The organism is Rhodococcus sp. NPDC057135 (assembly GCF_042670865.1).
Lineage (GTDB): Bacteria > Actinomycetota > Actinomycetes > Mycobacteriales > Mycobacteriaceae > Rhodococcus_F.
The window spans coordinates 167699-179654 of sequence record NZ_JBHUUU010000001.1 but is presented as its reverse complement, the minus strand read 5'-3'; the positions used below and the strand labels follow the sequence as shown (position 1 = coordinate 179654).

Sequence of the window (11956 nt, the reverse complement as noted above, 5' to 3'; positions counted from 1 at the left end):
TGGCCTTTTCGGCTGCGCTCGATGTCCGTCTTGCGACAGCATCTGTCTCCACTTCGACACGCCGGACCCATAGGGTCGAGGCATGTCTTTCTGCGAACCCGCCCGCGTTGTCACCGTCACGTCCCTGACCCCGCACATGCGGCGAATCAGCATCGAGGCAGAAGGCGACTGGCATTGGCCGACCGGCGGACAGGGCGACGAGCGCATCGACCTCGCGTTCCCGAAACCCGGTGAAACAGAAGCAGAATACGACTACTTCAACAATCCCGACTACGGCAAGGCCGACCTCGGAACCGAGCCACCGTGGCGGCATTACACCGTGCGCAAGGTGCACGACGGCGGCCGACGTCTGGACATCGACTTCGTCGTGCACCCTGGCGGTATTGCAGCAGATTGGGCCCTGCGGGCCGAACCAGGTCACCTACTCGGCGTTTTCTGGTCGGACAGTTCTCGTTCCCATTACCAAGCTCCGGCGGGTCCTCGCTGGCAGCTGCTGGTCGCAGACGCCACGGGTCTCCCTGGACTGGGCAGGATTGTCGAAGAACTTCGTGAAGGCGATGTCGCACAGGCGATCATCGAGGTCGAAACCGAAGAGGATCGACAGGAACTTGTCACTCGCGGCGATGTCACGTACACGTGGCTCGTGGGGAGTGGCCTCGGAAAGGCGCCGAGCGCGCTCTTCGAAGCTGTGGAGAAGGTCGAGTTTCCCGAATCCGAAACGGCCGACGTCTACGCGTGGGTGGCGTGCGAAAGCGCAACCAGCCGTCGTATTCGTAAGCATCTGAGGGAAGTTCGAGGAATTGCTCGCGACAAGCACAATGTTGTCGGGTACTGGCGAGAGGGCGCCGACGGCCACGTTTCCGGCATGAACAGCGAGGAAGTCACCGTCGGCGCCTGAGCGCCGTGATCACTCTGCCGGCAGTGTGTCGGTAGCTTCTGCGGCTGTAGCTTCTGCGTCAGTCGGTTCTCCATCGACCGGCTTTTCCGCCAGCATCTCGAACAGTGCTCGGCGTGCCTCGGCAAGGATTGCCTCTGCCTTGGCTACCTGCTCAGCGGTCCCACCTGCGGCTACCGCGACAGCGGCACCTCGGAGTAGGCCCATCGCGGGGCGGAGAGTTGCGCCGGCTTCACCGAAGTGAGGGCGGCCGTGTCCGCGCTGGTCGGGCCGGCCGAATCCACGCTGGTCGGGCCGGCCGAATCCACGCTGATCGGGCCGGCCGAATCCACGCTGACCGCCGCGACTGCGTCGGCCTTCGGGGCGACCTTCTTCTCGGTCTTCGAAGCGACCCTCGGGTCGCTCTCCCTCGAATCCTCGACGGAAACCGTGTCCACGATGCGGGCCTCGGCGGCCATCCTCGCGACGTTCTTGCATTTCTGGGTTGTTGTGTGGGGCGTACATGTTGTCCTCCTGGACTGTCTGTGTTTGTTTGACGTATCGACGATATATCGACAATAGATCGAACGCAAGGATTCGGAGAATAATTCCCGCACCATTGTCCGGATACGCTGAAGCCGTGAACACGGATCTACAAGCCCAGGCCGCGGACGTCCTTCGCCGCCTCGCACTCGACGAATCCCTGAAAGAACGCACCATGGCGGACGCTGCGACGGCAGCACTCGCACGGAAAGTCGCCGCTCGCTACATCGGCGGCGAAACCATCGACGACGCTTTCGACCGACTCCCCTCGATCTTCGCCCGAGGACACAAGGCGAGCATCGAATACACCGGGGAAAGCGTCCGGGATCCCGAACTCGCGAACGCCGAAACCGATGTGTTCGTGGAATTGGCGGATCGGATCGGAACGTCGGGCGTCGACAGCACCGTGTCGTTCGACCTCTCGCACATCGGCTTGGTGATCGATCCGGAGCAGTGCTTTCGCAATGTCGTGCGCCTGGCCGAGACCACGGAACGCGCGGGTGCCGAGCTGATCATCTCCGCCGAAGCGTCCGACCGCACCGACCTGGTCCTCGACATGCACGCGCGACTGGCCGAGCGGTTCACGCACGTGGGGATCACCGTTCAGGCCCGACTGCACCGCACGGCAAAGGATCTCACCGCTCTGCTGGACCGACCCGGTCGCATCCGGCTCGTGAAGGGCGCCTTCCTCGAATCCGAATCCGTCGCCTACCCGCGCGGTAGTGCCGAACTGCGCGGCGCGTATCTCGACTACGCAGCCCGGATCGTCGACTCGGGTCACCAGGTTTCCATCGCGACGCATGACCGCGACATCCTCGAAGCGTTACGCGCCGAGCATGATTCGAAGCTCAGAGACGAGCACGTCGAGTTCGAGATGCTGCTCGGCCTCGGCACCGAGCAGCTGGACGCCCTCCGAGCAGCGAGCTTCACCACACGCGAATACGTCATCTTCGGAACACAGTGGTGGCTGTACGTACTCAATCGCATCGCCGAAGAGCCGGAGCGTGTCTACACCGCGCTCATCGACGCTGCGCTCATCAGCACTGCAAACTAGATCTCCAACAACAGAAGTGGGGCCGCACTCGAATCGAGTGCAGCCCCACTTGTGTCAGTTTCTAGCTCTCCAGAAACGCCTTGATACGCGCCAGAGTGGTTTCCATTCCGGTCTGCATCAGCTGATCTCGACCCCGACCGAGCAGGCCGCTACCCGACATCATGCGCACGTAAAGCGCAGGCGTCGCATAGATCTCACGAGTCTCGGTGAGCAAAGTGCCCGTTCCCGAAGGCTCGAGCACGTAGGTCCACCGCGCTTTCGGCTCGTCCGATTCGAAGGAGAACTTCCGGCAGTCGACGACGTCGACCACCGTGCAGTGCGTGCTCCAGCGAATCAGACCATGCTTGTTGGTGCCCTTGAACTTTGCACCCACGGTGCCCGGAGTTCCGGAAGTCCACGTGCCGCCGGTGTTTTCAGGACTGAAGCGACCCATACCCTCGATGTCGCTGACAACCTTCCACACCGACACCGGCGTTGCCTCGATGTACGCGCTGGCGGTTTCCACCCGTTACCGGCCCGGAACCCAGGACATGATCTTGATGGCGTGAGGCATGAGCTTTGCCCACACCTTGGCCGGAAGTCCGCGCGGTCCACCGAGATTCATGACGCGAGTGGTGGCAACGGTCTGCGGTTCGGTGTACTTGATCAGACCCTCGGCGCCGTGACGACGACCGACGCCCGAGACACCCATGCCGCCCATCGGTGCAGCGGTGCTACCCCAGGTGGGAGCGTAACCCTCGTCGACGTTGACGGTGCCGGCGTGGATGCGCGCTGCGATGGCTTCACCGGCAGCCTTGCTTCCCGCCCACACACTGGCGTTGAGTCCGTATTCGGTGTCGTTGGCCTGAGCGATGGCCTCTTCGACGTCCTTGACCGGGTAGATCGAGACGAGCGGCCCGAAGGTCTCGTCGCGGTAGCACTCGGCGTCCTCGGGAACCCCGGTGAGCAGGGTGGGCTCGTAGAACAGCGGTCCGATGTCCGGGCGGGCCTTGCCGCCGGCAATGATGGTGGCGCCCTTGACGACTGCGTCGTCGACATGAGCGGAAATTGCCTTGACCTGTGCCTCGGAGACGAGGCTGCCCATCTCGATTCCGAATTCGTAACCGGCGGCGAGGTTCATCTTCTTGACGCGATCACCGAACATGCGGATGAACTCGGGCGCGATGGACTCTTCGACGTAGATGCGCTCGATGGAGATGCACAGCTGACCGGAGTTGGAGAAGCACGCACGTACAGCGGCGTCGGTGACCTCGCGCAGGTCTGCGCCGGCGGCGACGATCATCGGGTTCTTGCCACCGAGTTCGGCGGAGAAGCCGATCAGTCGACGGCCGGCCTGCTCGGCGAGGAGCTGACCAGTCGCGGTGGAACCGGTGAACATGAGGTAGTCGGTGTTCTCGACCAGCGCGGTGCCGACGACGGAGCCCGGTCCGGGAACCACGGCGAAGAGGTCGCGGGGCAGACCAGCCTTGTAGAGCAGTTCGACGCAGGCGAGCGCGCAGTACGGCGTCTGGCTGTCCGGCTTGAGGACAACGGCGTTACCGGCGAGCAGCGCGGCGATGGCGTCGGACACGGCCAGCGTCATCGGGTAGTTCCACGGCGAGATGACGCCGACGACACCCTTGGGCTGGTAGCGGACGACGGTCTTCGTCAGGCCCGGGAGCATGCCGGAGACGCGACGCGGACGGAGCAGCTTCGGCGCCACGCGTGCGTAGTGACGCGACGTCATCGAGATGTCGAGGACTTCTTCCTGAGCTGCGGTACGCGACTTTCCGGTCTCGGCCTGGGCCATGTCCATGAGTGCGTCGCGGTTTTCGAGGATGAGGTCGCGGTAGCGGTGGAAGACGGCAGCGCGATCGAGGACTGAGCGCTTGGCCCATTCCTTCTGGGCGACGCGCGCACGGGCGATGGCCGCAAGTGCGTCATCGGCGGTGCCGACGGGGATGGTCGCCAGCTCTTTGCCGGTGAACACCTCGGTGATGGACTTCGTCGGGCGATCGGCAACATTGTCGATGGCGATCAGATCGGCGAGCCGCGAGAAGGTCGCAGCGGACGGAGCAGGCATTTCAGTACCCCTACTGGTGAGTAGTTCTTGGAGTTACACACAACTTACCCCGTCGGTGGTACCGATCACAGTGCCGAATCAGACAGAGTCAACCAATACTGCCTCTTTCGGACGTTTTGCGATCAACAACGACATGACTGCAGCGATCGCACACAGCGCGCCGGCCACGAGGAACGCGGCGTCGTACGAGCCGATCTGGTCGCGAACGAGGCCGGCCAAGAAGGCCACCAGACCCGCACCGATCTGATGAGATGCCAGCACCCAACCGAACACGATGGGAGCGTCGGCGCCGAAGTGCTGACGGCACAACGCGACGGTCGGCGGAACCGTCGCCACCCAATCGAGCCCGTAGAAGATGACAAACGCGATCATCGGCGGATTCACGGTATTGGCGAGCAATAACGGCAGAAAGAGCAGCGAGATCCCGCGGAACAGGTAATAGATGCCGAGAAGTTTTCGCGAGTCCATGCGGTCGGTGAACCAACCCGAAGCGATGGTGCCGACCATGTCGAGGATTCCGATCAACGCCAACAGGGACGCGGCCGTGGTGATCGGCATTCCGTGATCGTGCGACGCCGGAACGAAGTGCGTTCCGATCAGGCCGTTGGTGCTCGCGCCGCAGATCGCGAAGGTACCGGCGAGAAGCCAGAACACCTTGGTCTTCGACGCCATGACCAGCACCGAGATCGCGCGGGCTCCGGCGCCGCCGCGCTGATAGACAGGCTTAGCCGGTGGGGTGTAGTCGGCGGGCGCGCCGTAGGGCGTCGTTCCGACGTCGGACGGATAGTTGCGTAGGAACAACAGAACGAACGGCACGACGGCCAATGCGGCGAACGAGACCGTGAATGCGACGCTCTTCCAGTCGTAGGTTTCAGCGATCTTCGCCAGGACGGGCAGGAACACCAGCTGACCGGCCGCACCACCAGCCGTCAGGATGCCGGTCACGAGACCGCGCTTCTCGACGAACCACCGATCGACGACGGTGGCGACAAACGCCAGCGCCATCGAACCGGTACCGAGGCCGACAAAGACGCCCCACAGCAGGATGAGCTGCCAACTCGAGGTCATGAATATCGTGAGACCACTGCCGAGTGAAATGAGCGCCAACGCCGAGGTGACGACCGCCCGGATACCGAACCTCTCCATCAAGGCAGCGGCGAACGGAGAGGTCAGCCCGTACAGAATCAGGTTGACCGAGACTGCGGCGGAGATGCTGGCGCGCGACCAACCGAAATCCTCGTGCAGCGGATCGATCAGCACCGAAGGAGCGGCGCGGAAGCTCGCTGCACCGACCAATGCCAGGAAGGCCACGATCGCGACGGACCAGGCGCGGTGAAAGCGCGGCGGGCTCACCTGCTGTGGGCCTGATTCGGGGAGAGCGGTCTCAGAAGTCACAGAGAGAATTCTGCAGTTCGGATTCGATCGAGAACAGTGGCCAGATTGCCAATATATGAAAGAATCAAGCCATGTCTGGTCCGCATCGCGTAGTCGTACTGGCTCTGAATGGAGTCATACCCTTCGAACTCGGCATCCCGGCGCGCATCTTCGGGCGCGCCCTCGACGTCGAGGATCGACCGCTGTACGAGATCCTGACCTGCACCGTCGACGGCAATCCCGTGCAGACCGACGCAGACTTCAGCATCTCGGTCGACCACGGGAGTGAACTGCTCGCCACCGCCGACACCGTCGTCATACCCGCGTCGTACGAGTTGGGTCCGGCCTACGAAGACGGTTACCTCTCCCCCGAGTTGGCCGCAGCTTTCCAACACATCCGGCCGGGCACTCGGCTGGTCTCGATCTGCACCGGTTCATACATCCTCGCCGCGGCGGGTTTGCTCGACGGACTCCGCGCCACGACGCACTGGCGCAACACCGACCATTTCCAGCGTGTCTACCCCAAGGTGAACGTGGATCCCGACGTGCTGTTCGTCGACGAAGGTCACATCCTGACCTCGGCTGGGGTGGCGTCCGGGGTCGACCTCTGCCTGCACATCGTGCGGCGCGACCACGGCATGGAAGTGGCGAACACCGTCGCGAGGCGTTGCGTCGTACCGCCGTGGCGCGACGGCGGCCAAGCGCAGTACATCCGGCGCCCACTGGCCGACAAGCCTTCGGAATCGACTGCCGACGCTCGGCATTGGGCCCTCGAACATTTAGGCGACCCGATCACCCTGGCGGACCTGGCTACGCGCGCCAACATGAGCGTCCGTACGTTCAGTCGCCGATTCCGCGACGAAGTCGGAACGACACCGAACCGCTGGTTGACCAGCAGACGCGTCGATCGCGCACGTGAACTCTTGGAGGAATCCGATCTGTCGATCGATGCAATTGCCGCTCGAACCGGCTTCGGGACAGCGACATCGATGCGTCAACACATGAACGAGGCCCTCGGCGTTTCACCGAGCGCGTACCGCCGCACGTTCAAGGCACCGGTGTAGGCGGCAGTACCAGGCACTATCCTGGAGGCCATGGCCGAACAGACTCGCCCGAACTTTCCTCAGTACTGCGGATACCTCCTGGGGAAGACACTCCCCGACCGGTATCAGGACTGGGTTCGGAACGATCTGGTGGGCCCGGGCGCCCAGGCGCGCTACATCATTCGTTTCACAGTGCCGGCGACGCTGATTCTCCTGCTGTTCCTCTTGATTCCCGGACCGATCTGGATCCCCTTGGCCATGATGGCCTTGCTGCTCATCCCGCTCGCGTACTTCGTCGTGGCGCTCGGCACCATCTACCGCCGTCACCGCCTACTGAGCCACGGCCTCGATCCTGAATTGCTCGACGAGAAGGCCCAGCGCCGCGCCGATCGCACTCGCGAGGACTACGAGAAGCGGCACGGTCGCTGAGCACCCCTCAGCGGAACATCGTCACTGCGGCCTTGGCGAGGACCTTCGGATCCTTTTCGTAGTGATGCATCTTGGTGAGCTTGTCTTCCGGAATCCCCAGGAACTTGTAGACGGCCACTTGAGCGCAGCGCACCGAGTACTGCTCGGTGAACACCATGTCGAACGGCAGCTCCGCGAACTGACTGATGAAGGCCAGGTTCTTGGAGTGCTTCGGCACCACCAGAGGCCGGTCACCGACGGCGCGCCGATTGAACAGTGCACTGGCGTAAGGCATATGGCTGGGAATCGAATTGACGACGCTGCCGGTGATCTCTTGTCGGCGCGCGGCCAGCGCACCGCTCTCGTCGAGCGCTTCGAGGTGTCCGAGCGTCTCTTCCAGCATTTCCCGGCCGGTCATCTCGATGAACGGCTTCTTCACGTAGTCGCCGTTCTTGCGCGGGAACAGACAGTAGCCCCAGAAGACCCCTTCGTTCTCCTTCTGCGCGTGGTAGTGCGGTTGATGGTGAACCACGATCGACAGAAGGACATTCGAGTCCACGAACGTGTTGAGCGCATTTCCGGGGAGCTGCTTGGTGATTCGGGAAATCTCGTTGATGAGTTCGTGTGACGACGTGGTGACGGTGAAACTGGTCCACTCACTCTGCTCCCGATCACCGAAGAACTTGTCGGGATTCCCGAGGTCGTAGAAATGCTCGGTGGCCTGCTTCCACAGCAGCGCACTCGGTGCGTACCTCATGTCTTCCACGATCGGGGTATCCAGATCGCCGATCGACGAGCTGTCGGTGATGCTGCCGTTGGTGTCGAAGACGAAATCGCCCTCCGCTACGTCGATTCGGCCCTTCTCACCAGTGCGGACGTTTTCGTAGTCGAGTCCCGTCACGATGATCTCGTCCCGAAGCGGAGTGTCCTTGAACACGAACTCCGTGATCTTCAATTCGTTGACGAACTTCACGCCCTTGTCTTCGAGGAAGGTCCGCATCGGCAAGATGATGCTCTCGTACTGGTTGTACGGAGACCTGGTGACACCCGCGAGCGTCTGAATGCGACTGAACTCGAGAATCATTCGGTTCATGTACCGGCGAAGCTCCATCGCCGAACTCACCCGCTTGAAAGCAAATGTGGTCTCCCACATGTACCAGAAGTTGGTGGTGAAGAAGTGCGGAGTGTCCTCGAACCACTGCTCGATGCTGATGTCGTCCAGTTTTGCCTCGTCCGACTCCGGCATCGTCATCAGTTTCGTCAACAAGTAGCGATCCTTGTTGTCGAATTGCATGTGCTTGTAGTCGTTCTCACCCTTGTTGCGAATGCCGTCTCGGTCGATCAACCGTGCAACGTCGTGCGTCGGATGTGCGTGGTCGAAATCGAGAATGTCATCCGTCACCGACTTTCCCGGGTTGTCCAGCGACGGAACCGCACTCAGCACGTCCCAGAGGTTCTCGTAGGTCTCCTCGTTGAGCATGCGACCGCCACGGTTGATGAAACCCGCGTCGTTTCCGAGCTCGCGATGACCGTACTGGTGCTGGAAGGTAGCGGCAGATTCGCCGTCGTTCGCTCCGTGCATGTCCAGGCCCATGATGGTGATGTCCGCACCATCCCACTCACCGTCTCGAATCAAATAGATCGCCGCCGAAAGGTTTCCGATGCCGGCGCCGATCATGTAGGCCTTGTGAGACAGCTTGGAAGACATTGTGTTTCGTTCCTTACTCGAGTCGCGGTACGGATACCTTCCAAGCATGGACCCGTTTGCCCGCAGGCGCATCACCCGAACCGGATGACGTCCGTCACGGTCGTCGGCTGCGCACCAGATCGAGCGCAAAACGCGCATAGTCGCGCGCAATTTCCTCGGGCGTTTGTGGTCCGCTCGGCCGATACCATTGCGCGACAGAGACACACATCACGACGATTGCACGCGCAACCTGTTCTCGTCTGTGAGACTGCGCATTTCGCTGGCACCGAGGAAACCTTGATCGCGGCGATAGATATGGAACAAGTTTGCTTGCTGGAAACGTGGTGGGCGGTGCGGTCCTGCCGGTCGGAGAGATCGGCGAACTGGCCGTCTGGGGTCCACAGATGGTGCACGGTTACTGGAACAAGCCGGAGAGTGCGTCGGCGATCCGTGACGGGTGGTCCCACACCGGCGACGGGAGGTGAGAGGGCGCAGGCGTTTGTCAGTCTCGTCGCGGGGGCATCGGTGACGCCGGACGAACTGATCGATCACTGCAAACAGCGGATGGCGGCGTACAAATACCCACGATCCGTGGTGCTCGTGGAGGAACTGCCCAAGACCGTCACCGACAAGATCCTGCGACGGGAACTGCGCACGACCCCTTGATCGACATCGGTGGGCGGGCCTCTTTCGGCCTGCCTGCTGTCTGATCGCGCACAGTTTCCGGTCGGCCGCGCCATTGGGGTAATGGAACAGTAATATGTGCTGAGTACCCACGGACAAACGGGAGACATCAGTGAGCAAGTTCGGACGTAAGAAGCAGCCGACGCCCAAGAGCTACCAGTGGCTGGCCATGACCCTCATAGCGTTGTCGCTCTCCGTGTCGATCGGGATTGCCGCCAAACCCTCCTGAGCTCTGCGAATCCGAAACTTGTAACCCCGCGTCCATCTGCACATGGGCAAATAAGTGCAATTCGGACGCTTAGCTGTTCTAACTTTCCTTCCGTCGTGTCACCTCGGCACCGACGGAGAGGATCAACTCACCATGCGAAGCTCACGCTTCGGCGTGCTGGCCGCTGCCGGCGCTGTCGGACTAGTGCTTGTCACCAGCAGCGTCCAGTCCATCGCCACGGCGTCACCGTTCGGTTCGCTCGACGCTGGTTCGAGTTCCGGCTCGGCCGAGACCCCGGCGTCGACCGACGGCGGCTTCACGTCCAAGACGCCGTACTCCCCCGGCCAACGCATCGCCGACTATCAGGCGCCGCCGACGGGATACACCCCGGTGTACACGGAAAGCGTTGCGCGCCACGGATCCCGGGCACTGTCGAGCCTGAAGTACGACGACCTGAGCCTGCAGCTGTGGGAAATCGCAGAAGCCGAGAACGCATTGACTCCCGTCGGCAAGGAGTTCGGCCCAGCGCTTCGTGATCTCATGGCCGCCAACAAAAAGCTCGGATACGGCAACCTCAGCGGGCTCGGGGTCACCGAACACAGGCAGCTCGGAGCGCGGGTCACCGAACGCCTCCCCCAACTGTTCGACGCCATCGCAGCGCAACAGGGAACCATCACGTTGACCTCGTCGGGTGTCGACCGTGCCGTGGACAGCGCTGACAACTTCGCTCAGGGCCTGACCGGTGCGTTTCCAGCCGTCGCCGGCGATGTTGCACCGGTGACGACGGATGCCGATCTCCTCTACTTCCACGACTCCGACGCAAATGCCGACTACAAGGACTACGAAGAGTCCGATCCTCGGCTGAAAGCCGTCGACGACCAGATCTCCGATCTGCCGCGCACCCGCGAGGTCTCGCGGCACATGATGCTCAGGCTCTACTCGGAGGACTTCGTCAACCGCCTGAGCGCGGGCGAGTTCTCACTCGTCGACCGCGGCAAGGGTTCGAGCACGATCGACAACGAGGTCGACGCTGCATACATGCTGTACAACACGTACATCATCACTCCGGGCATGGCCGAAGAAGGCAAGTGGAATTTCGAGCGGTTCATCGAACCTGCTGACGCGCAATGGCTTGCGTACACGAACGATGCCGAGGACTTCTACGCCAAGGGCCCGGGCTTCACCGGTGAAGACGTCACCTACCGGATGGCAACCGTACTGCGCGACGAGTTCCTGCGCGGCTTGCAGAAACACACCGGCGACGACGCCGTCCCGGGAGCGGATTTCCGGTTTGCACACGCAGAAACGATCATCCCCTTCGCGGCGCTCTTGAAACTGCCGGGAAGCACCGTCTCGCAGGCGGAGGGCGACCTCTACACCTACGCGAACAACCCCTGGCGTGGATCGCAGGTCAGCCCGATGGCTGCCAACGTGCAGTGGGACGTCTACGCCGGGCTGGACGGCAAGCGTCTGGTCCGAATGCTCTACAACGAGCGTGAGACAGCCTTTGCGGCGCCGTGCGCTCCGGTGAGCGCCGGGAGTTTCTTCTATACGCCGGACGAACTGGCCCGCTGCCTACCGGAGATTTCACCAGCGGCCTGAGATCCGGCAACTCGGGATCCAACCAGCGGTCGACGAGGGCGCGCCCATGCCTGATGCAATGCCAGCATGCGCGCCTTCTCGTCGTCTTCCATCAACAAGGCGTCGCAGATCCTCACGATGACCGGAGCCGAAACACCCACGGACGTACCCTGTTCCAACCGTTGATAGTGGTTGAAACTGATGTCGGCAATCTGTGCGACATCACGCCGACTGAGGCCGTGCATGCGGCGAGCACCCTCGCATCGCATGCCGACCTTTTCGGGTGCAAGGCTGTTTCGTTTCTCGACGAGCATCTGGCTCATCAACTGACGCGCGCTCGACCCGTTCACGTCGCCACCTTTTCCATCCCTGAAATATGCCTTCACCTAACATGTTTCAGAATATGGGATGGGACGGGCGCGGCGGTATCTCCGAGAT

General features: G+C 62.1%; 12 protein-coding genes and 1 pseudogene. 6 read left to right on the top strand and 7 right to left on the bottom strand.

What is annotated here, in order from left to right; all coding sequences use genetic code 11:
- Positions 1-82: 82 nt before the first annotated feature.
- A complete protein-coding gene (locus ACFT1A_RS00800; RefSeq protein WP_283305732.1) occupies positions 83-898 on the top strand; it encodes a siderophore-interacting protein in 816 nt (271 codons plus the stop codon).
- A gap of 9 nt (positions 899-907) precedes the next feature.
- Here ACFT1A_RS00800 and ACFT1A_RS00795 read toward each other — a convergent pair whose 3' ends face one another.
- Positions 908-1399: a hypothetical protein gene (locus ACFT1A_RS00795; RefSeq protein ID WP_378445394.1), complete on the bottom strand. Its 492-nt coding sequence runs from the start codon at positions 1397-1399 to the stop codon at positions 908-910.
- A 115-nt stretch (positions 1400-1514) separates the two neighbouring features.
- Between ACFT1A_RS00795 and ACFT1A_RS00790 the strand changes: the two genes are divergently transcribed.
- A complete protein-coding gene (locus ACFT1A_RS00790; RefSeq protein ID WP_378445392.1) occupies positions 1515-2471 on the top strand; it encodes a proline dehydrogenase family protein in 957 nt (318 codons plus the stop codon).
- 61 nt (positions 2472-2532) lie between these two features.
- Here the strand turns inward: ACFT1A_RS00790 and ACFT1A_RS00785 are convergent, their stop codons facing one another.
- The 3 genes from ACFT1A_RS00785 to ACFT1A_RS00775 form a co-directional block, all read right to left on the bottom strand.
- On the bottom strand, positions 2533-2976 hold the full coding sequence (locus ACFT1A_RS00785; RefSeq protein WP_378445390.1) for an SRPBCC family protein: 444 nt from the start codon (positions 2974-2976) through the stop codon (positions 2533-2535).
- A 3-nt stretch (positions 2977-2979) separates the two neighbouring features.
- Entirely contained in the window at positions 2980-4533 is a 1554-nt protein-coding gene (locus ACFT1A_RS00780; RefSeq protein WP_378445388.1) for a succinic semialdehyde dehydrogenase, read from the bottom strand.
- A gap of 78 nt (positions 4534-4611) precedes the next feature.
- On the bottom strand, positions 4612-5928 hold the full coding sequence (locus tag ACFT1A_RS00775; RefSeq protein ID WP_378445386.1) for an MFS transporter: 1317 nt from the start codon (positions 5926-5928) through the stop codon (positions 4612-4614).
- Between the two features lie 71 nt (positions 5929-5999).
- Between ACFT1A_RS00775 and ACFT1A_RS00770 the strand changes: the two genes are divergently transcribed.
- The gene (locus ACFT1A_RS00770) at positions 6000-6971 is read left to right on the top strand and encodes a GlxA family transcriptional regulator (protein WP_378445384.1); all 972 of its coding nucleotides are present in this window, start codon (positions 6000-6002) and stop codon (positions 6969-6971) included.
- A gap of 30 nt (positions 6972-7001) precedes the next feature.
- Positions 7002-7379 (top strand): DUF5313 family protein, encoded by a 378-nt coding sequence (locus ACFT1A_RS00765; RefSeq protein ID WP_003943558.1) that lies wholly within the window; start codon positions 7002-7004, stop codon positions 7377-7379.
- Positions 7380-7386: 7 nt separating this feature from the next.
- Here ACFT1A_RS00765 and ACFT1A_RS00760 read toward each other — a convergent pair whose 3' ends face one another.
- Together ACFT1A_RS00760 and ACFT1A_RS00755 are read right to left on the bottom strand one after the other, a co-directional pair.
- Positions 7387-9066 (bottom strand): oleate hydratase, encoded by a 1680-nt coding sequence (locus ACFT1A_RS00760; RefSeq protein ID WP_378445382.1) that lies wholly within the window; start codon positions 9064-9066, stop codon positions 7387-7389.
- 94 nt (positions 9067-9160) lie between these two features.
- The gene (locus ACFT1A_RS00755) at positions 9161-9274 is read right to left on the bottom strand and encodes a hypothetical protein (protein WP_378445380.1); all 114 of its coding nucleotides are present in this window, start codon (positions 9272-9274) and stop codon (positions 9161-9163) included.
- 121 nt (positions 9275-9395) lie between these two features.
- On the opposite strand from ACFT1A_RS00755, the pseudogene ACFT1A_RS00750 reads away from it, so the two are divergent.
- Both ACFT1A_RS00750 and ACFT1A_RS00745 read left to right on the top strand, forming a co-directional pair.
- Positions 9396-9711: pseudogene (locus ACFT1A_RS00750) on the top strand (long-chain fatty acid--CoA ligase); the annotation flags it as partial.
- A gap of 379 nt (positions 9712-10090) precedes the next feature.
- On the top strand, positions 10091-11539 hold the full coding sequence (locus ACFT1A_RS00745; protein WP_378445378.1) for a histidine-type phosphatase: 1449 nt from the start codon (positions 10091-10093) through the stop codon (positions 11537-11539).
- Here ACFT1A_RS00745 and ACFT1A_RS00740 read toward each other — a convergent pair.
- Positions 11485-11868: a helix-turn-helix domain-containing protein gene (locus ACFT1A_RS00740; RefSeq protein WP_378445376.1), complete on the bottom strand. Its 384-nt coding sequence runs from the start codon at positions 11866-11868 to the stop codon at positions 11485-11487. The genes ACFT1A_RS00745 and ACFT1A_RS00740 overlap by 55 nt on opposite strands.
- Positions 11869-11956 lie beyond the last annotated feature (88 nt).